At 64.2% G+C, this 18,464-nt stretch carries 19 protein-coding genes and 1 pseudogene; 8 read left to right on the forward strand and 12 right to left on the reverse strand.

Translation table 11 applies throughout. The annotated features are described in order from the left end of the window. The first annotated feature begins 510 nt into the window (after positions 1–510). Entirely contained in the window at positions 511–1,734 is a 1,224-nt protein-coding gene (locus KVT37_RS24580; RefSeq protein ID WP_217577601.1) for an anion transporter, read from the forward strand. 113 nt (positions 1,735–1,847) lie between these two features. On the opposite strand, the gene KVT37_RS24585 is transcribed toward KVT37_RS24580, so the two are convergent. Further along, on the reverse strand, positions 1,848–2,438 hold the full coding sequence (locus KVT37_RS24585) for a TetR/AcrR family transcriptional regulator (protein ID WP_217577602.1): 591 nt from the start codon (positions 2,436–2,438) through the stop codon (positions 1,848–1,850). 82 nt (positions 2,439–2,520) lie between these two features. Here KVT37_RS24585 and KVT37_RS24590 point away from each other — a divergent pair, with 82 nt between their 5' ends. Further along, entirely contained in the window at positions 2,521–3,369 is an 849-nt protein-coding gene (locus tag KVT37_RS24590; protein WP_217577603.1) for a crotonase/enoyl-CoA hydratase family protein, read from the forward strand. 74 nt (positions 3,370–3,443) lie between these two features. Here KVT37_RS24590 and KVT37_RS24595 read toward each other — a convergent pair whose 3' ends face one another. The 5 genes and pseudogenes from KVT37_RS24595 to KVT37_RS24615 all read right to left on the reverse strand — a co-directional run bounded on the left by KVT37_RS24595 (position 3,444) and on the right by KVT37_RS24615 (position 7,401). Then, positions 3,444–4,526, reverse strand: coding sequence for an HPP family protein (locus tag KVT37_RS24595; protein WP_217577604.1), 1,083 nt, complete (start codon positions 4,524–4,526; stop codon positions 3,444–3,446). Positions 4,527–4,738: 212 nt separating this feature from the next. Next, positions 4,739–5,023 (reverse strand): hypothetical protein, encoded by a 285-nt coding sequence (locus KVT37_RS24600; protein WP_217577605.1) that lies wholly within the window; start codon positions 5,021–5,023, stop codon positions 4,739–4,741. 14 nt (positions 5,024–5,037) lie between these two features. Continuing rightward, positions 5,038–5,791, reverse strand: a pseudogene (locus KVT37_RS24605) (SDR family oxidoreductase). A 21-nt stretch (positions 5,792–5,812) separates the two neighbouring features. Further along, the gene (locus KVT37_RS24610) at positions 5,813–6,655 is read right to left on the reverse strand and encodes an alpha/beta fold hydrolase (protein ID WP_217577606.1); all 843 of its coding nucleotides are present in this window, start codon (positions 6,653–6,655) and stop codon (positions 5,813–5,815) included. A gap of 62 nt (positions 6,656–6,717) precedes the next feature. Continuing rightward, positions 6,718–7,401, reverse strand: coding sequence for an alpha/beta fold hydrolase (locus tag KVT37_RS24615; RefSeq protein WP_217577607.1), 684 nt, complete (start codon positions 7,399–7,401; stop codon positions 6,718–6,720). A 160-nt stretch (positions 7,402–7,561) separates the two neighbouring features. Between KVT37_RS24615 and KVT37_RS24620 the strand changes: the two genes are divergently transcribed. Then, positions 7,562–8,179 (forward strand): ABATE domain-containing protein, encoded by a 618-nt coding sequence (locus tag KVT37_RS24620; RefSeq protein WP_217577608.1) that lies wholly within the window; start codon positions 7,562–7,564, stop codon positions 8,177–8,179. Between the two features lie 41 nt (positions 8,180–8,220). Here KVT37_RS24620 and KVT37_RS24625 read toward each other — a convergent pair whose 3' ends face one another. The 4 genes from KVT37_RS24625 to KVT37_RS24640 form a co-directional block, all read right to left on the reverse strand. Beyond that, positions 8,221–8,529, reverse strand: coding sequence for a cupredoxin family copper-binding protein (locus tag KVT37_RS24625; protein ID WP_217577609.1), 309 nt, complete (start codon positions 8,527–8,529; stop codon positions 8,221–8,223). Further along, positions 8,526–9,050 carry a DUF4142 domain-containing protein gene (locus KVT37_RS24630; RefSeq protein WP_217577610.1) on the reverse strand — a complete coding sequence of 175 codons (525 nt, stop codon included), beginning with the start codon at positions 9,048–9,050 and terminating at the stop codon, positions 8,526–8,528. Before KVT37_RS24630 ends, KVT37_RS24625 begins: the two co-directional genes overlap by 4 nt. Before the next feature lie 108 nt (positions 9,051–9,158). After that, positions 9,159–9,857, reverse strand: a complete 699-nt coding sequence (locus tag KVT37_RS24635) for an RNA polymerase sigma factor (protein ID WP_217577611.1) — start codon at positions 9,855–9,857, stop codon at positions 9,159–9,161. Between the two features lie 155 nt (positions 9,858–10,012). Beyond that, positions 10,013–11,185 carry a cystathionine beta-lyase gene (locus tag KVT37_RS24640; RefSeq protein WP_217577612.1) on the reverse strand — a complete coding sequence of 391 codons (1,173 nt, stop codon included), beginning with the start codon at positions 11,183–11,185 and terminating at the stop codon, positions 10,013–10,015. 465 nt (positions 11,186–11,650) lie between these two features. On the opposite strand from KVT37_RS24640, the gene KVT37_RS24645 reads away from it, so the two are divergent. From KVT37_RS24645 to KVT37_RS24665, 5 genes are all read left to right on the forward strand, one after another. Then, positions 11,651–12,679, forward strand: a complete 1,029-nt coding sequence (locus tag KVT37_RS24645) for an amino acid ABC transporter substrate-binding protein (protein WP_217577613.1) — start codon at positions 11,651–11,653, stop codon at positions 12,677–12,679. Positions 12,680–12,740: 61 nt separating this feature from the next. After that, positions 12,741–13,928, forward strand: a complete 1,188-nt coding sequence (locus KVT37_RS24650; protein ID WP_217577614.1) for an amino acid ABC transporter permease — start codon at positions 12,741–12,743, stop codon at positions 13,926–13,928. A 4-nt stretch (positions 13,929–13,932) separates the two neighbouring features. Beyond that, a complete protein-coding gene (locus KVT37_RS24655; RefSeq protein WP_217577615.1) occupies positions 13,933–15,090 on the forward strand; it encodes an amino acid ABC transporter permease in 1,158 nt (385 codons plus the stop codon). A gap of 16 nt (positions 15,091–15,106) precedes the next feature. Continuing rightward, positions 15,107–15,910, forward strand: a complete 804-nt coding sequence (locus KVT37_RS24660) for an amino acid ABC transporter ATP-binding protein (protein ID WP_052457670.1) — start codon at positions 15,107–15,109, stop codon at positions 15,908–15,910. Between the two features lie 201 nt (positions 15,911–16,111). Continuing rightward, on the forward strand, positions 16,112–16,777 hold the full coding sequence (locus KVT37_RS24665; RefSeq protein WP_217577616.1) for a TIGR02117 family protein: 666 nt from the start codon (positions 16,112–16,114) through the stop codon (positions 16,775–16,777). A gap of 88 nt (positions 16,778–16,865) precedes the next feature. On the opposite strand, the gene KVT37_RS24670 is transcribed toward KVT37_RS24665, so the two are convergent. Together KVT37_RS24670 and KVT37_RS24675 are read right to left on the reverse strand one after the other, a co-directional pair. Continuing rightward, the gene (locus KVT37_RS24670) at positions 16,866–18,098 is read right to left on the reverse strand and encodes an FAD-dependent monooxygenase (RefSeq protein WP_217577617.1); all 1,233 of its coding nucleotides are present in this window, start codon (positions 18,096–18,098) and stop codon (positions 16,866–16,868) included. Positions 18,099–18,113: 15 nt separating this feature from the next. Beyond that, positions 18,114–18,359 (reverse strand): zinc-finger domain-containing protein, encoded by a 246-nt coding sequence (locus KVT37_RS24675; RefSeq protein ID WP_217577618.1) that lies wholly within the window; start codon positions 18,357–18,359, stop codon positions 18,114–18,116. Positions 18,360–18,464: the final 105 nt, after the last annotated feature.

Genomic DNA, 18,464 nt, shown 5'->3' on the forward strand with positions numbered 1-18,464 from the left:
CGTCAAACTCTAATGACGGCAGCCTTAGCCAATGCCAGAATATTGCGCTCCGGTGGCGTTTGCGGCCGACCGGCGCGGCTCAGGAAAATCGCTAGCTGCCGCGCCCGCCGCAGTCGAGACAGGCGATGCTGTGTCCCGGGCAGTTAAGCCGGTGCGTGCCGCCGGGGCAGCAATGGCCGTTCGAGCTCAGCCAGCGCGCGCAAACGAAAACCTTCTTGGCCCCGTGACAGCGAGGGCATTCCTGCGGACGCATCAATTCCTCCCGTGACGGGACGCAATGTTCCGCTTCAACGACCGTGTTCATCCGTTTAGTCCCCAACCCCTGGATTATCGGTCACATATGTTAATTCACTATTCTTTACATTAGGGTTTATGAATGTGAAAGCCACGAAAGCGTCATAACGCTTTCAGGCGCTTGCGCGCTTCCCCTTTGCGCTGCCCTTGCTAAATGTGATGCCGTCCGATGCGCAGATTCCGCCGGGCAGGGCAGGCAACGGGAAGCTTCTTGCAATGACATGGACCGGCGCGGGCGCGCTTTTCATCCTGGTGCTCACTTACGCCGGCGTCGCCGTCGGCCGTATTCCTGGCCTGCGCCTCGACCGTGCCGGCATCGCGCTTCTGGGCGGCGCCGCCATGATCGCCATAGGCGCGATCAGCATCGAGGATGCCTACAAAGCCATCAATTTTGACACCATCACGCTGCTGCTCGGCATGATGATCGTGGTCGCGCACCTGAAGGTTTCCGGCGCGTTTCGGGCGCTCGGCGGCTTCGCCATCGAGCATGCCCATGCGCCCTTCATGCTTCTGGTCATGGTGACGCTGTTGACCGGCGTGCTCTCGGCTTTCCTGGTCAACGACGCGATCTGCCTGGTGATGGCGCCGATCGTCGTCCATGTCACCCGCGTCATCAACCGCAACCCGGTGCCTTACCTCATCGCCACCTGCACGGCCTCGAACTGCGGCAGCGTCGCCACCATTACCGGCAACCCGCAGAACATGGTGATCGGCGCGCTGTCAGGCATTTCCTATCCGGCCTTCACGCTGGCACTGGCGCCTGTCGCGCTGTTCGGCCTGCTCTGCGTCATCGTCATCGTGCGCGTCGTCTACCGCGCCGAATTCTCCCGGCCCGCCGAGCTCAGCCCTGAGGTCTATCGCGGTCGCATGCTGCCCGGCCAGGTGCTGAAGGCGACCGTCGTTTGCGTGCTTTTAGCGCTCGCCTTCTTCGCCGGCGTTCCCGTTGCCAAGGCGGCGCTGATTGCCGGCGCCTTCCTGCTGGTCACCCGGGCAATCAAGCCGCGGCGCATCTACCGCGAGATAGACGGGCCGCTGCTCTTCATGTTCGCCGGCCTGTTCGTGGTGGTGGCGGGCGCCGAGCGCACGCTGCTTACGCCCGACATGATCGCCTGGGCGAAGAACATCGGCCTCGACGATGTCTGGCGGCTCTCCGGCTTCACCGCGGTGCTTTCCAACGTCATGAGCAATGTGCCAGCGGTGCTGGCGCTCAGGCCCTTCATTCCCGGCTTGGAGAACCCGGAGCGCGCCTGGCTGGTCGTGGCGATGTCCTCGACGCTTGCCGGCAATTTCACGCTGCTCGGCTCGGTCGCCAACCTGATCGTCGCCGAGCAGGCAAAGGCGGCCGGCAAGGAGCTTTCCTTCTCCGCCTTCTTCAGAGTCGGGCTGCCGTTGACGCTGGTGACGCTTCTCGCCGGCACCGCATGGCTGGCCTTGTCCTGACGATGCTGCCCCCGGACCGCCTCGATCGACGCGCCGGAAGCGTCACGATCCAGAGCAATTCCAGGAAAAGTGCGTAGCGGTTTTCCGTCCGGAATTGCGCAAGAACAGAGGCTCTAAGCTTCGTGTTTGCCTGCCATCCTCGCCCGGATCAGCGTCGCGGCGGCATGCCCGGCGGCGTTGACGTAGTCGGGATTGTGATGGATCAGCATGCTGGAAAAGGCGCCGTCCATCAGAAGCACGATCTCGCGAGCCAGCATCTTCGCCGCGCCGACATGATGGCTTGAAAGCGCGCCGGCAAGCCATTTTTCGAAATTGGTCTTGTGGCGCGCTCCGGCCTTCACCGCCGGATGCCCCGGCGTCGCCGCGAGCTCGGCCGCCGTGCGCAGGAAACCGCAGCCCTTCCATTTGGGGTGGCGCGCCACCCGTGCCAGGTTGGTGAAGATTGCCTCGACCTTTTTGTCCGCGCCGCCTTCGGCCGCATCGAACCAGCCGGCCATCTGCTCGAGATTGGGCTGGTCGCGGCCGTCGAGATAGGCCGCGATCAGGTCGTCCTTGCTCTTGAAATGGTAGTAGAGCGTGCGCTTGGTGAGCCCGGCTTTCTCGGCCACCGCATCGACGCTGACGCGGCCGATGCCTTCGGCGTAGAACAGCTTGGTCGCTGCGTCGACGAGACGTTTTCGGGTGGGATTGGTTTTTTCGCTCATCCTAGAAGTATACCGACTAGTGAATATACAAGCAATCGAAAGCCTGCTCCTTATCCGGCCGAACCGCTGGAAAGGATAAGTCATGACCGACCTTGTACTGAGCGAGATGCGCGAGCATGTTGCGATCCTCACCCTCAACCGCCCCGACAAGCTGAACGCGCTGAGCTACGCGCTGATCGACCGGCTGCTTTCGCTCCTCGACCTGATCGAGACGGACGATGGCGTGCGCGCCGTCATCCTGACCGGGGCAGGAGAGCGCGCCTTTTCCGCCGGCGCCGATATCCGCGAATTCTCATCGAGCGTGGCTGAAGGCACCGACGCCGCCTTGCGCGATTTCGTCATGCGCGGCCAGCGCCTGACGGCGCGGCTGGAGGCATTTCGCAAGCCGGTGATCGCCGCGGTCAACGGGCTCGCCATTGGCGGCGGCTGCGAGATCACCGAGGCCGTACCGCTGGCGATCGCCAGCGATCGCGCCTTGTTTGCAAAGCCCGAGATAAAGCTCGCAATGCCGCCGACCTTCGGCGGCACACAGCGCCTGCCGCGGCTTGCCGGCCGCAAACGCGCGCTGGAGCTGCTTCTCACCGGCGATGCGTTTTCGCCCGCGCGGGCGCTGGAACTCGGCCTCGTCAATAAGGTCGTGCCGCACGCCCGACTGATGCCGGCCGCGCTCGACCTTGCGCGGCGCATCACAGCCCACTCGCAGGCGGCGGTGGCGAGCATTCTCACGGCCGTGACCCGAGGCCTCAACCAGAGCATCGCCGAGGGCTTGCTGGTCGAAGCCGAGCAGTTCGCGCGTATGGCCCCTACAGCCCATCTGCGCGAAGGGCTCGATGCCTGGATGGAGCGGCGCCAGCCGGCCTATGACGGTCATGGGCAGACCGGCCGCGGGACGCGGCGCCAGACTGGGCGCGCCAGGGCCAACCCGTTATGACGCGGCTGTGAGGACGGCGCCATCGAGGTCGCGGAGCGAGACCCAGGATTGCCTGCGCTCCCTAGGCTGCAGCCTTATGCCGCCGATTTCAGGTTCGTTCCGTCTGTTGGCCGCACGCGCGCGGCGGCCGCGAGCAGATCGGTCTGGGTGATCAGGCCGAGGATGTGCCGATCGCCGTCGACGATCACCACGGCATGGCTGCGTCCGTCGGTCAGCACCGGCAGCAGGCTCATCGCCGGCGTGTCGGAGGCGGCGGTGCCGGCCTTCGACATCACCCCTTTGACGGTGTCGGTCGCCCTTGTCAGCTCGCGCAGACCGACCGCGCCGGTGAGTTTGCCGTCCGCGTCGACTACCGGCAAGGTGCGGATGTTGTGGTCGATGAGCTGTTTGCGCGCCTCGTCGGCCGAGGCGGTTTCCGGCACCGAGATCACATCGCGGGACATGATGTCCCGGCAAAGCAGCGTGCGATGCGAGCGCACCATCGCCTGCAGCTCGACCTGGCGCAGCAGGCGCTCCAGATCGTCGCGGTCGATGTCGAAGGTTTCGTCGAGGGCGGAGAGTGCGGCATCGACATCCTCGGGCCTGAAGCCGATGCGCTCGGCCGGTGGTCGGTCGGCGGTGCCGTGGCCGGCGGCGGGCACGTGTACATGCGGATAGTTGCGCCGCGACAGTCTGTGGAAGATGAGGCCGAGCGCCACCAGCACGATCGAGTTCAGCGCCACCGGCACGAACGGGAACAGGAAGCCGGCGGCGGCGACGGCCGGCCCGCCGATCACGCCGGTCAGCGCCGCGGCGCCGCCCGGCGGATGCAGGCAGCGCGTCAACGACATGGCGGCGATGGCAAGCGCCACCGCGAGACCCGAGGCGATCACCGGGTCATGCACGAAACGCGCCACGGTGACGCCAACCAGCGCGGAAATCGTGTTGCCGCAGATGATCGACCAGGGCTGGGCCAACGGGCTCGACGGCACGGCAAAGAGCAGCACCGCGGAAGCCCCTACAGGCGCCACCAGCATCGCCACTTGCGGCCCCTTGCCCATCGTCAGCCCGCTGATCACGCCGGTCAGCGCAATGCCGATCACGGCTCCGATGCAGGCGATCAGCCGCTCGCGCAGCGTGGCGCCGGCAAGGATCGGAACAAAGAGGCGCAACGCCATGGCGGGTCCCTGGATCGATGGGTGGAATTGCGCCCACGCAATGCCGCTGAAAACACGGATTTGGAAGCCAAACCAATCCGTATATCCCCGGTCGAATGGAATATTATTGCGATGGCGCTTGGGTGCGGGGTGCCGCCAGCGGCCTCGGCTTTCTCAATCGCGTCAAGGCTATACAGCTATTTGCGGAATTGGCCCGGCGATCGCTGGTTATGTTACCTCCGCTTTGGCTGGACGGAGAATCCCAGCACGCTCAGCACCTTCACCGCGCCGCTCTTACCGCCCTCGAAATCGCCCGAAGCGAGCCGCGTGCCCGTGGCAAGCTCATAGGCGGTGCCGAGGATGGCCTTTGGCGGGTAGAGGCAGTCTTCCCAGGCGAGCTCATAGGTCGTGGTCGGCGCAAAGCCATGTTCAGCGAAAAACCGTTCTGGCCCCAACCGGTCGTAGGCTTCCATCGCGTGCAAGACATGCACACGGGTCACGCGGTCCCAGGCAATCATTTCTTCGTCCTCCTTCAGACAGGCTTCACTTCGCCGCCGTCCATGCGCAGCGTCGAGCCGGCCATCCAGCGCGCCGCCGGCGAGACGATAAAAGCCATCAGCTCGGCGATCTCCTCCGGCTCACCGTAGCGGGCGATGCCGGCTTCTTTTGGGAAATTCGCTGTCGCTTCCTCGACGCTCATCTTGTGCAGCGGGGCCCAGTGCTCGAGATAGGAGCGGCGGTGGCCCGTCCTCACCGGGCCCGGCAGCACGCTGTTGACCTGCACGCTGTCGGCTATGCCGCGGTCGGAAAATGCCTTGGCCAGTGCCACGATGGCGGCATTGATGGTGCCGACCGCCGCGTAAGGCGCCTTCGGGAACAGCGCCGAATTGCCGGACATCAGCACCACCGAGCCGCCAGCTGCCTTCAGCGCCGGCCATGCCGCGATCGTGAGCCGCCGGGCGCCGTGCAGCGTCCCATTGCTCGTCGCTCATCTCCAAGAGATCGATCTGCGGCACGGCGCCTGCGATGTTGAGCAGCGCGTCGATGCGCCCGAACCTGCTGAGCGCCTGGTCAACCACCGCTTGCGCGGCGTCCGGCCGGGCGAGGTCGGCATCGATAACCAGCACCTCGGCGCCGGCCGCTTTCGCCGCTTTGGCTGTTTCCTCCAGCTTCGCCCGGTTGCGGGCGTCCAGCACCAGCGCGGAAAAATCCCGCGCCAGCCGGACGGCGGTGGCCTGGCCGATGCCCTGGCTGGCCCCGGTGATGACGGCAACGGATTTCGACATGGCGAATTCTCCTTTGCTCGATCACCCGAGGAAGTCGCGGATGGCGGCGGCGATGTCCCCGGCATGGGTTTCGAGCGCAAAATGGCCGGTGTCGAGAAAACGCACCACCGCATCCGGCATGTCGCGCCTGAACGCCTCGGCGCCGGGCGGCAGGAAGAACGGATCGTTCTTGCCCCACACCGCCAGGAAGCGCGGCTTATGGGTGCGGAAATAGGCCTGGAAGGCCGGATAGAGCGCGACGTTGCTCTGATAGTCGCCGAACAGGTCGAGCTGGATCTCCTCATTGCCGGGGCGGGCGAGATAAAAACTGTCCAGCGAGTGACCGTCGGGAGAGACCAGATCCACTGGTGCGCCATGCGTATATTGCCAGGCAACGGCTTCCGGCTTGAGGAAGCCGCGCAACGCCTCGCGGTTGGCGGGCGAGGGATCCCGCCAATAAGTCTGGATCGGATTCCAGCCCTCGCTCAAGCCTTCCTCATAGGCGTTACCGTTCTGCGAAATGATCGCGGTGATGCGCTCGGGATGCTTCACCGCCAGTCGGAAGCCGGTCGGTGCGCCGTAGTCGAAGACATAGATGGTGTAGCGGTCGAAGCCGACCACCTCGGTGAAGCGGTCGATAATCCGGGCGATGCGGTCGAACGTGCAGGTGAAGTCGTTCGCCTGCGGCATGTCGGAACGGCCAAATCCGGGAAGATCGGGCGCGACGATATGGAAGCGGTCGGCAAGCAGCGGAATGAGGTCGCGGAACATATGGCCCGAGCTCGGAAAGCCATGCAGCAGGAGCAGTTTCGGCGCGCCGGACCGGCCGGCCTCGCGATAGAAGATGTTGAAGCCGTCGACATTCGCGGTGCGGTAAGCAGTCATCTTTTTCTCCATTTCCATAAATGAACTGATTTGCATTTTTGGGTTATTTGGAAGCTCGGACATCAGCCTCGCGCGGCCTCGACAATGATCTCGACGACGGTGTCGGGAGCGGTGACCATCGGCGTGTGGTCGAGCGGCTGCTGTCGCGTGTGCGCCTTCATGCGCGCCGCCATGAAGCGCTGGGTTTCGGCGGCGATCATGCGGTCCGCCTCGGCGACCAGGAACCAGGCCGGCCGATCCCGCCACAGCGGGCGCGCCACGGGAACCGAGATGCAGGCCGGCGAGATGGGACGCTGGACGGCGCGCAGCACCGACAGCTCCTGTGCCGAGGCGTTTTGGGCGAAGGCCGCCGCAAAGGCCTCATCGGGCAGATAGATCAAACCATGCGTGTCCGGTGTCAGTTTTGGAGCCCTTGGGTGCGGTTCGGCGCGCGTGAAGACGTCCGCCACCGTCTCGCCTTCGTCTGGCGCGAGCGCTGCGACATAGACCAGCGCTTTGACCTTCTTGCTGCGCGTGGCGCCGATCACCGCGCCGGCATAGGCGTGGCCAACCAGGATGATTGACCCCTCGATGCGCTCCAGCGTCCGGTCGAGCGCGGCAACGCCGTCCTGGAACGACGTCAGCGGTAGCGGCGCAGCCACCACATTGAAGCCTTGCTCGGCCAGCGCTGCGATGACTTTGGCCCAGCTCGATCCGTCCGCCCAGGCACCATGAACCAGCACGATATTCACTTGCTTCGCGGACATGTCGCCTCCTCTTCTTGAGTTGATAACCGTATTGAATGATTTAGAACGGTTACGATCTGGATACATAACTTGTCAAGAAGCTCCGAACCGGTTATCACGGAGTCGTGTTCACGGATGGACGCCACGGGGGAAGCCGCTTGGCGTGGAATTGGAGTCTTCGATGGTTCGCTCCCCAGCGCTTTTTGTCGGCGACGCGCCAGGTCTCGATTTTCTGAACTCGATCGCCACCCCGCTCGACACGCCGGTCGATTGGATCGACGACGGCGAGGGCCTGCTGGACTGGCTGGGGCAGGCGCGGCTGGTGCCGCCGGAAGCGCTGGCGACCCTTCGCGGCCAGGCGCTGCCCGGCGAGCTCGACAAGGTCGCCGATCAGGCGCGGCATTTGCGCGAATGGTTCAGAGGCTTTGTGTATGGGCACAAGGGCCGGGCGCTGATGGCCGCCGATCTGGCGGAGCTCGACCCGCTCAACCGCCTACAGGAACGCGACGAGACCTTCAGCCGGATCGCACCGGCCGGCAGCGGCGCGGCGTTCGCGCTTCAGACAGTGCGAAAGTGGCGCACGCCGGAGGCGCTCCTGCTGCCGATTGGGGAAGCGCTGGCAAAACTCGTCTGCACCGAGGATTTTTCACATGTGAAGGCTTGCGAAGGGCCGGCCTGCACGCTGCTTTTCGCCGATCATACCCGCGGGCACAGACGCCGCTGGTGCAGCATGGCGGCCTGTGGCAACCGGGCGAAACAAGCCGCGCACCGGCATCGCCACAAGGATGACCGTCACTAGGTCGAGCGAGGCGGCGCACCTCGCTCGACTGATGGATCGGATTACGGCGTCACCTCGACATGGCCCTTCATGTTGGGATGGAAACGGCAGAAATAGTCGACCGCTCCCGCCGACTTCAACGTGACCTTGCCCTTCGACTTTGCCGGGATCGTCACGTCCCACCCGCCTTTGACCGTCGCGGTGTGGGCGAGGATATCCTTGTTCGTCCACTCGATCGTGTCACCGACCTTGGCCTGAACGCTCGCTGGCGAGAACACCAGCTTGTCGATCGTCACCTCGATGGTCGCCGCGAAGGCCGGCGATGCGCTGAGCGCCAACGCCAGTGCCGCGCCAAGAAGCAGCGGCCTCATTTCAGCATGCCGGCGACATGTTCGGCATGCTGCTCATGCCCCTGGAAGATCTTGAGGCCGGTCTCCAGCAGGCTCTTCAGCTCGGCATTGCCGGCCGACGGGATGAGCAGCGTTTCGAGCGCGCCGTTGACCTGCTTGTGGTAGGCCACTTCGTTCTCGATATAGGCCTTGTCGAAGTCGGCGCCCTTGAGCTTCGCCAGCTTGGCGCGCTCTTCCTTGGCCGCCTTGGCCAGCGCCTTGCTGGTGTCATTGTCCTCGGGCGTGACCTTCAGCTTCTTCACCAGGTCGAGCGCCTGCTTGTTCACCGCTTCGTGGTCGCGTTCCATGTCCCTGGCGAAGTCGACGACCTCCTTGTTCTTGGACGTCTTGATCGCCAGCTTGGCAGCTTCGATGTCGATCGAGCCTGCCGTGTAGGCGATGTGGGCGATCTGCGGATCGGTGGGCTTCTCGGCGGCCAGCGCTAGCGGCGCGGTGCTTACTAAGAAAAGGGCGGCGAGGGCGGCGGTCGGTCGCATGAACATGGCATCTCCTTCGCCCGGCGCGTGGCCTCGGGCTTTATCTGGGGTTGACGGCCATTGGATGCGGAGAGGCGCGAAACGTTCCCGGAAAAATCAGTTCCCCAGGGAAAATCAGCTCTCAAAACCTAGACGCTTCATCACCGCTTGGGTCAGCCGCTCGCAGCGGCGGCCGGCGAAGGGGAAGGCGTCGAGCAGCACCGGTCCGATCTCGTCATCCAGCGCCTTGCGCACCAGGGCGCGCGCCCTGTGCAGTCGCGTCTTCACCGTCTCGGGCCGCACGCCCAGAAGGTCGGCGGTTTCCTCTATGCTCAGGCCCTCGATGACGCGGGCGACGAAAACGCTGCGGTAGACATCGGGGAGGCTGTCGGTTGCCCTTTCGACAAGACCGAGGATCTGCCGCTGCGCCATCGTCCGCTCCGGATCGTCGCCTGGATTCAAGTGGGTTGAGTTCAAGGGAAACCGGATGATCTGCGCTTCCGGATTTTCGGGCATCGCCACGATGCGCTTGCGCTTGCGCAACCGGCCGAGCGCCTCGTTGATGACGATGCGCGACAGCCAGGTGGAAAGCGACGCCTCGCCGCGAAAGACGCCGAGACTGGCGAAGGCGCGCATATAGGCCTCCTGCACGATGTCCTCTGCCTCGGCATCGTTGCGCACCACGCCGCGCGCGATGCGGTAGAGCCGCTGGTTGTGCGTCTTGATGATGGCGCGGCACGCATCCGGATCGCGCGCCAGAGCCCGGCGCACCAGCGCCATGTCGCCGGCCTCTGCCGCGCCGATCGCGGCGGCTTCAATAGCAGGCCTTCTCATCTCGCTCCGATCTCCCGGCAGTTTTTGCATCCGCGATTGGATGCGCCTGCCGGCAAAAGGTTCCCGAGTTGATTGCGGGGCTATGCTATCGCTTCGGCCGAGGCCTGTCTGCCACTGCAAATGTGGCGGCCCGCGTTTGCTTCCCAGCCTGTCTGTCACCCGGCGGTGGCGGCCGCAGCGAGCCCGCGCGCGATATCGGCCTTGAGATCTTCGACATCCTCCAGCCCGATCTGCAGGCGGATCAGCGGACCGGCATACGAACCTTTGGCATGGGTGCGGTCGCCGAGGAAGACCGGAACGGCGAGGCTCTCATAGCCGCCCCAGGAATAGCCGAGGCCGAAGATTTTCAGCGCGTCGAGGAAGGCGTGCTGCGCCTTCTGCCCGCCGCCGTCGAGCACGATCGAGAAGATGCCGCTCGAGCCGCAGAAATCGCGCTTCCAGAGCGCATGGTCGGGATGGCTTTCCAGCGCCGGGTGCAGCACCTGCGCCACGCCCGGCTGCGCCTCCAGCCAGCGCGCGATGTCAAGCGCGCTCTTGCGGTGATGCTCGAGCCGCACCCCCATGGTGCGCAGGCCGCGCAGCACCTGGTAGATGTCGTCGGGTCCCGAACAGCAGCCCAGCGTGCAGAAGCCTTCGTAAAGCGGCTTCCAATAGGTCTCGTTGGCCGACACCGTGCCGAGCAGCACGTCGGAATGGCCCGCCGGATATTTCGTCGCCGCATGGATCGAAATGTCGACGCCGTGGTCGAGCGGCTTGAAATAGAGCGGCGTCGCCCAGGTGTTGTCCATCATCACGATGGCGCCCGCTTCATGCGCCGCCTTGGCGATCGCCGGGATGTCCTGCACTTCATAGGTGTTCGATCCAGGCGATTCGGTGAACACCACCTTGGTGTTGGGCCTGATCAGCGAAGAAATGCCGGCGCCGATGCGCGGCTCGTAATATTCGACCTCGACGCCGAGCCGCTTCAGCATCGTGTCGGCGAAATGCCGCGTCGGGTGGTAGACGCTGTCGACGATCAAAAGGTGATCGCCGGCGGCAAGGAAGGTCAGCAGCGGCACGGTCACCGCCGCCAGTCCCGAAGGCACGGCGATGGTGCCGGCCGAGCCTTCCAGCGCATCGACGGCGAGCGTCAGTGCATCCATCGTCGGCGTGCCGCGCGTGCCGTAAGTGTATTTCTGGCTGCGGGCTGCCATCGAGGCGGCGTCCGGGTAAAGCACCGTCGAGGCGTGCACGACCGGCGGGTTGACGAAGCCGAAATAGTCGCGCGGGTTGTTGCCGGAATGGGCAAGCCGCGTGTTGATACCCATTTCGATGCCGTCTTTAGCCATGGTTCGTCGCCTGTCGAATGATGTCAGTGGGACCAGCCATAAAGCGGCGGCAAAGCCCGCGCAACCGCGCCGGGTCCGCCAAAGCCGGTCTTCCGCTGGGCCAATCCAGCGACGCACACGCCCAATAAAGCGTCGCTATTGTCGAAGCGGATTTCGTTGCCCGGCGATGGATTCGCGACGACGCGACTTGACTGATTTGTTCGCAGCGTCTGCCGGTTTCATGGTGCTCTTGTCCGCAATTCAGGCATTTGCGGCAATTGCTTTTCAAACGTGTCGCAATTCGGTCATTTCCCTTGACCTCACGGGAATAATCGCCTTCGATGCGTTTCGTGAATGGGAGGCAGCGCATCGGCAAACGATGCGGGTCCGGGAGCGGACCCAAGTGGGAGCTGCGTTCACAAACGAAAAAAGATCAAGCGCCGCCTGGGAGTAGGGGCGCCTGTAACAGAAAAGGGTCTGTGGGTCATGAAACACATTGCATTGGGCATCCTCGGCGCCGCCGCGCTCGGGTTCACGGCGTCCGCCGCTTCGGCCGGCACGCTCGATACCGTGAAGCAGAAGGGCTTCATCCAGTGCGGCGTCTCGACCGGTCTCGCCGGCTTCTCGGCGCCGGACGACAAGGGCGACTGGAAGGGCATCGACGCCGATTTCTGCCGGGCCGTCGCAGCCGCCGTCTTCGGTGATGCCACCAAGGTCAAGTTCACGCCGCTCAGCGCCAAGGAACGCTTCACCGCGCTCCAGTCGGGTGAGATCGACATTCTGTCGCGCAACACCACCTGGACCAGCAACCGCGACAGCGCGCTCGGCCTCGATTTCGTCGGCGTCACCTACTATGACGGCCAGGGCTTCATGATCAACGCCAAGAAGCTGCCGGGCGTCAACTCGGCGCTGCAGCTTTCGGGCGCCGCCGTCTGCGTGCAGAGCGGCACCACGACCGAGCTCAACCTCGCCGACTACTTCAAGAAGAACAAGATGGAGTACAATCCCGTCGTGTTCGAGAAGCTGGAAGAGGTCAACGCCGCCTATGACGCCGGCCGCTGCGACGCCTACACCACGGACCAGTCCGGCCTGTATGGTATCCGTCTGACGCTGTCCTCGCCGGCCGACCATGTCGTGCTGCCCGAGATCATCTCCAAGGAGCCGCTTGGCCCGGCCGTGCGCCAGGGCGACGACCAGTGGGCGCATATCGCGCGCTGGACCTATTTCGCGCTGCTGAATGCCGAGGAAGCCGGCGTCACGCAGGCGAATGTCGATGAGATGAAGACCTCGACCGACCCGAACATCCAGCGCCTGCTCGGCACCGAGCCCGATGGTAAGTACGGCGCCGATCTCGGCCTCTCGAACGATTTTGTCGTCAACATCGTCAAGGCTGTCGGCAATTACGGTGAGATGTTCGAGCGCAATGTCGGCTCGGGCAGCCCGCTCAAGATCGCCCGCGGCATCAACGCGCTGTGGACCAAGGGCGGCCTGCAATACGGCCCCCCGATCCGCTGATTGAACGTGATCCGGGAGGCAGGTCGTCTGCCTCCCGGTTTCTCTTTCCAGGGGACGGTCCATGGCTTCGCAGGAAATCCTTCGCGAGGAGCCGAGCCGCGGCTCCTTCATCAACGACCCGAGAATACGCAGCCTGTTCTTTCAGACGCTGGTTGTGATCCTACTGTTCAGCTCGATCTGGTGGATCGTCCACAACGTCATCGAAAACCTCCAGCGCCTGCACATTGCTTCAGGCTTCGGCTTCCTCAAGAGCAGGGCCGGCTTCGACATCTCCGACACGCCGATCGCCTACACGTCCGACTCGACCTATTTCCGCGCGCTGGTCGTCGGTCTGCTCAACACGATCATCGTTGCCGTCGCCGGCATCGTGCTTGCCACCGTCGTGGGCTTCACCATCGGCATCGGCCGCCTGTCGCAGAACTGGCTTATCCGCAAGATCTGCACGGTCTATGTCGAGATTTTTCGCAACATCCCGCCGCTGCTGGTCATCTTCTTCTGGTATTCCGGCGTGCTTGCCGTGCTGCCGGCGCCGCGCGAGAGCATCCATCTGCCGTTCGGCTCCTTCCTCAACCAGCGTGGTTTCTATTTGCCGCGCGTTGTCTGGGGGGATGGCTCCTGGCTGATCGGTGTCGCTTTACTGTTGGCCATTGCAATGGCCTGGTTCGTCGCTCACAGGGCGCGACTGCGGCAGAAGGCAACCGGCCAGCAATTCCCGGTCTTCTGGACCTCGGTCGCGCTCATCGTCGGCCTGCCGGTGCTCGCCTTCCTGCTCAGCGGCATGCCGCTCACCTTCGATTTTCCGAAGCAGTCGACCTTCAACCTGACCGGCGGCTTCTGGGTCAAGCCTGAGTTCCTGTCGCTCCTGCTGGCGTTGTCCTTCTATACCGCGGCCTTCATCGCCGAGATCGTGCGCGCCGGCATCAGGGGGGTCAGCAGAGGCCAGAGCGAGGCGGCCGGCGCACTCGGCCTGCGTTCCGGCCCGATCCTGCGGCTGGTGGTCATTCCGCAGGCGATGCGCATCGTCATCCCACCGCTGACCAGCCAGTATCTCAACCTGACCAAGAACTCCTCGCTGGCGATCGCCATTGGCTATCCCGATCTCACCGCGACCGCCGGCACGGTGCTGAACCAGACCGGACAGGCGGTCGAGGGCGTGTTCATCATGATGATCGCCTATCTGGTGCTGAGCCTGGTGACGTCTTTTGTCATGAATATCGTCAACGCCAGAATGGCGCTGGTGGAGAGGTAGGGCCATGCAGGAACACGATATGTCCTGGGTGCGCACCGAGATGGCGCTGGCGCAGCCGGCGCCGGCGAGGGAGCGCGGCGCCTATGCCTGGGTGCGCAAGAACCTGATCGGTTCGGTCGGCGACATCATCCTGACCGTGGTGGGCATCGCCATTGTGCTGTGGGTTCTGCCGCAGGTCGTCAACTGGGCGTTCATCAATGCCGTTTGGACCGGGCCGGACCGCACGGTCTGCACCACGGCCGCGCAAGGCGGCATCCAGCCCGACGGTTGGACCGGCGCCTGCTGGGCTTTCGTCAACGCCAAGTTCGGCCAGTTCATGTTCGGCACCTATCCGATCGAGGAGCGCTGGCGGCCGATCCTGGTGGCCATCCTGTTCGTGGCGTTGCTGGTGCCGATGCTCATTCCGCGCGTGCCGCGCAAGGGCCTGAACGCCCTGCTGCTCTTCGTGGCGCTGCCGGTCGTCGCCTTCTTTCTGCTGGTCGGCGGGGTGTTCGGCCTGCCGCATGTCGAGACCCCGCGCTGGGGTGGGCTGCTGGTCACGCTCAGCCTGTCTTTCGTCGGCATTGCCGTGTCGCTGCCGATGGGCATCCTGCTGGCGCTCGGCCGGCGTTCGAAGATGCCGATCATCAAATGGCTGTGCATCGTCTTCATCGAGACGGTGCGCGGCATTCCGCTGATCACCGTGCTTTTCTTCGCCAGCGTCATGCTGCCGCTGTTCCTGCCGGAGGGCGTCAGCTTCGACAAGTACCTGCGGGCCCTGATCGGCGTGTCGCTGTTCGCGGCCGCCTATATGGCCGAGGTGATCCGTGGCGGCCTGCAGGCGATCCCGAAGGGCCAGTATGAGGGCGCCGACTCGCTCGGCCTCGGCTACTGGCAGAAGATGGGCCTCATCGTGCTGCCGCAGGCGTTGAAGCTGGTCATTCCCGGCATCGTCAACACCTTCATCGGCATGTTGAAGGATACCAGCCTTGTCCTGATTATCTCGATGTTCGATCTTCTGGGCGTGGTGAAGCAGAATTTCGCCGACCCCAATTGGGCGACACCGCAGACCCCGAAATCGGGCCTGATCTTTGCCGCCTTCGTATTCTGGCTGTTCTGCTTCGCCATGTCGCGCTATTCAATGTACACAGAACGCCGGCTCGATACCGGTTATAGGCGATAAAAAGGGGAAATTGGCCATGGCCACCGAAAACGCCGTCAGCGCGGAAGACCTCAAGGTCAATGCTGGAAAGATGCATGTCTCGACCACCGATGTCGCCATCGACATCGTCGGCATGCACAAATGGTATGGCGAGTTCCATGTCTTGAAGGACATCAACCTCAAGGTGATGCGCGGCGAGCGCATCGTCATTTGCGGCCCGTCCGGCTCCGGCAAGTCGACCATGATCCGCTGCATCAACCGGCTGGAGGAGCATCAGAAGGGCAAGATCATCGTCGACGGCAAGGAACTCACCAACGATCTGAAGAAGATCGACGAGGTGCGCCGCGAGGTCGGCATGGTGTTCCAGCACTTCAACCTGTTCCCGCACCTCACCATACTGGAGAACTGCACGCTGGCGCCGATCTGGGTGCGCAAAATGCCGAAGAAGCAGGCGGAAGAGATCGCCATGCATTTCCTGAAGCGCGTGAAGATCCCGGAGCAGGCCAACAAGTACCCCGGCCAGCTCTCCGGCGGCCAGCAGCAGCGCGTGGCGATCGCGCGCTCGCTCTGCATGAACCCGCGCATCATGCTGTTCGACGAGCCGACCTCGGCGCTCGATCCGGAAATGATCAAGGAAGTGCTGGAGACGATGGTGGGTCTGGCCGAGGAAGGCATGACGATGCTGTGCGTCACCCACGAGATGGGCTTTGCCCGCAAGGTCGCCAACCGCGTGATCTTCATGGATCAGGGCCAGATCGTCGAGCAGAACACGCCGGCCGAGTTCTTCGACCATCCGCGCCATGAGCGCACCAAGCTGTTCCTCAGCCAGATCCTGCACTGAGGCGCCCACTCGGTCGTCATCCTAGGGCGAAGCAAGGAGCGAAGCGACGCGCGCAGACCCTAGGATCCATGCCGTTAGGCTAAGGCGTTGCAACGGCTCAGAATTCTGCTCCGCTGCACTTGATGGCGGACGTCACGGCATGAATCCTCGGGTCAAGCCCGAGGATGACGAAATCACGAGGCGACCGACTTACCGCGCCCGATGAGAAAATTCCTGCGTTTCCTGACCACGCTCGTTGTCGCGGTGGCACTCGCCGTCGTGCTCGGCACGCTGGTGCCGCGTCCGCTCTGGCCCGCCGCCGCAAGAGGCGAGGGCACGCGGCACATCCTGGTGCTGAAGAACCCTATCCATACCGACATTGCCGTTCCCCTCGATGACGGGGTGCGCCGCCGCTTCGCCTTCCTGGCCGATGCCGGCCTGCCGATAGATGCGCCGGAGGCACGCTACATCGTCTTCGGCTGGGGCGGCCGCGCTTTCTATCTGGAAACGCCGACCTGGTCTGAGTTGAAGGCCGTGCCGGTGCTGAAGGCGCTGACCGTCGACGCCTCGGTGATGCATGTCGATATCGCAGGAGCGATCAAGGAACCGCATCCCGATGTCGCCAGTTTCGACATCGACGAGGCGCGTTCTACGGCGCTGCTCGACTATATCGCGGCGAGTTTTCGGCAGGGGCCCGACGGGCCGATGGTGATCGAGGATGCGGGCTATTCCACCTATGACCGGTTCTACGAGGCCAACGGCCATTTCAACGCGCTGGTTGGCTGCAATACGTGGACCGCGGCGGGATTGCGGGTTGCCGGCCTCCGCACGGGATGGTGGAACCCGTTGCCGGTATCGCTGTGGTGGTCGATGGAGTTGTATGATTGAGCGCTCTTCCGGCCAACATCGCGTTCCGGCAGGCCAGAGGGGGTGCTGTCCCGCCAACCTATCCGGTTAGCCGTTTGGCGATGATACCCTACCGCCGCACAACCTTCTGCTCCTCCCACCCGTATAGCCAATCCATATCCGCCGCGAGCTTCTCCGCCGGCCGCGTCGCCAGCACCAGGTTTCGCGCAATCGCCACCGGCCCCCAGGCGTGCCAGGCGAGGCGATTGAGCGCACCGCGTTTCAGCACCCTTGCCACGCGCGGCCGCCGCAGATTTTCCCACACGGTCAGGCTCTGCTTCAGGTCACCCGGAAAATCGGCGATCAGATCGGCGAGCATTGCGCCATCCTCGATCCCCATGGCCGCGCCCTGGGCCGCGAATGGCGTCATGGCATGCGCGGCATCGCCGACCAGTGCGATGCCGTCCGGCATCGTCCAGCGCCGCTGCTCGACGGTGTGGATGGGGAAGGCCGTCCATGGGCCGGCGAGCTCCACCAGTCTCGACAGCGTTGCCGCAGTGCCGCGCATGGCGCTTGAGAGGATGGCAGGGTCGGCATGGCCGGACCAGCCTTCGGCGATGCGCTCGCCCTTGGTGAAGGCGGCAAGGTTGAAGGCGCTGCCGTTGCTCACCGGATAGGCGACCATGTGGAAGCCCGGATGCAGGAAGGTCGTGACAGAGTCCGGGGCGCCGACTTGTGTAAAAACCTGGCCGGCGGCGCTTTGCGCCGGGATCGTCGCGCGCCAGGCGAGTTCGCCCGAAAACCGGCTTGCCGCGAAGCCGGCCGTCCGGGCAAGCCCGGCGCGAACCGAGGACCACACGCCGTCCGCGCCGACCAGCAGGCCGCCTCCAACCTCCATGGCCGTGCCGTCGGTCTCGACCGTCGCGACAACACTTTGCGGGCCGGCGGCGACACCGGTTACCCGAGCGCCCGTGACAAGCTCGATCTCCGGCCGTTGCGCCACTGCCGCCATCAGCGCCGCCTGCAGGTCGGCGCGATGCGCCGCGAGATAGGGGGCGCCCCAGCGACTTTCACCAGCCGCTCCAAGTGGCACGCGCGCCAGTTCGCGCAGGCTTTTTGCGTCCTTCAGCACCACCGCTTCCGGCCGGATCGCATTTAGCAGCAGGTGCTCCAGCACGCCGAGCCGGCGCAGGATACGGGTCGAGTTTGGGGAAAGCTGGAGGCCGGCGCCGGCCGCTTCGAGCTGCTTGGCCTGTTCGAACAATTTTACCGGGAAGCCGCGCTCGGCGAAGGCAAGTGCTGCCGTCAGCCCGGCGATGCCAGCCCCGGCGATGACGATCTGCCGGGACCGTGCCTCAGTCATGGTCGGGGAAGGAGGTCAGGCGGCCTGGTCGACATAGAGGCAGCCGGCCGGCTGCGTTTCCGTTGCCCTCAGCGACGGCGAATAGCGGTAGAGCGTCGAGCAGTAGGGGCAGACCTTTTCATTGTCGTCGCCCATGTCGAGGAACACATGCGGATGGTCGAAAGGCGGGTTGGCGCCGGTGCACATGAACTCCTTGACGCCGATCTCGATGACCGGATGGCCCGCGTCGTTCTGGAAATGGGGGATGCTTCCGCCTGCCATCGTCGTCTCCAATTGGGTTCGGCCAGTGGGTGTGACCAGCCTGCATCTGGAGCATAACAGGCCAGTTTGCAAGATCGATGAAATCAAACTGTCGCAAAAGGCTGG

Origin of the sequence: Mesorhizobium sp. GbtcB19 (assembly GCF_019091085.1) — a bacterium.
GTDB lineage: Bacteria > Pseudomonadota > Alphaproteobacteria > Rhizobiales > Rhizobiaceae > Mesorhizobium.

Bases quoted from the DNA above. Each gene is read 5' to 3' on its own strand.
- KVT37_RS24580 (WP_217577601.1), top strand. From the start codon at position 511: ATGACATGGACCGGCGCGGGCGCGCTTTTCATCCTGGTGCTCACTTAC.
- KVT37_RS24585 (WP_217577602.1), bottom strand. From the start codon at position 2,438: ATGAGCGAAAAAACCAATCCCACCCGAAAACGTCTCGTCGACGCAGCG.
- KVT37_RS24590 (WP_217577603.1), top strand. From the start codon at position 2,521: ATGACCGACCTTGTACTGAGCGAGATGCGCGAGCATGTTGCGATCCTC.
- KVT37_RS24595 (WP_217577604.1), bottom strand. From the start codon at position 4,526: ATGGCGTTGCGCCTCTTTGTTCCGATCCTTGCCGGCGCCACGCTGCGC.
- KVT37_RS24600 (WP_217577605.1), bottom strand. From the start codon at position 5,023: ATGATTGCCTGGGACCGCGTGACCCGTGTGCATGTCTTGCACGCGATG.
- KVT37_RS24610 (WP_217577606.1), bottom strand. From the start codon at position 6,655: ATGACTGCTTACCGCACCGCGAATGTCGACGGCTTCAACATCTTCTAT.
- KVT37_RS24615 (WP_217577607.1), bottom strand. From the start codon at position 7,401: ATGTCCGCGAAGCAAGTGAATATCGTGCTGGTTCATGGTGCCTGGGCG.
- KVT37_RS24620 (WP_217577608.1), top strand. From the start codon at position 7,562: ATGGTTCGCTCCCCAGCGCTTTTTGTCGGCGACGCGCCAGGTCTCGAT.
- KVT37_RS24625 (WP_217577609.1), bottom strand. From the start codon at position 8,529: ATGAGGCCGCTGCTTCTTGGCGCGGCACTGGCGTTGGCGCTCAGCGCA.
- KVT37_RS24630 (WP_217577610.1), bottom strand. From the start codon at position 9,050: ATGTTCATGCGACCGACCGCCGCCCTCGCCGCCCTTTTCTTAGTAAGC.
- KVT37_RS24635 (WP_217577611.1), bottom strand. From the start codon at position 9,857: ATGAGAAGGCCTGCTATTGAAGCCGCCGCGATCGGCGCGGCAGAGGCC.
- KVT37_RS24640 (WP_217577612.1), bottom strand. From the start codon at position 11,185: ATGGCTAAAGACGGCATCGAAATGGGTATCAACACGCGGCTTGCCCAT.
- KVT37_RS24645 (WP_217577613.1), top strand. From the start codon at position 11,651: ATGAAACACATTGCATTGGGCATCCTCGGCGCCGCCGCGCTCGGGTTC.
- KVT37_RS24650 (WP_217577614.1), top strand. From the start codon at position 12,741: ATGGCTTCGCAGGAAATCCTTCGCGAGGAGCCGAGCCGCGGCTCCTTC.
- KVT37_RS24655 (WP_217577615.1), top strand. From the start codon at position 13,933: ATGCAGGAACACGATATGTCCTGGGTGCGCACCGAGATGGCGCTGGCG.
- KVT37_RS24660 (WP_052457670.1), top strand. From the start codon at position 15,107: ATGGCCACCGAAAACGCCGTCAGCGCGGAAGACCTCAAGGTCAATGCT.
- KVT37_RS24665 (WP_217577616.1), top strand. From the start codon at position 16,112: ATGAGAAAATTCCTGCGTTTCCTGACCACGCTCGTTGTCGCGGTGGCA.
- KVT37_RS24670 (WP_217577617.1), bottom strand. From the start codon at position 18,098: ATGACTGAGGCACGGTCCCGGCAGATCGTCATCGCCGGGGCTGGCATC.
- KVT37_RS24675 (WP_217577618.1), bottom strand. From the start codon at position 18,359: ATGGCAGGCGGAAGCATCCCCCATTTCCAGAACGACGCGGGCCATCCG.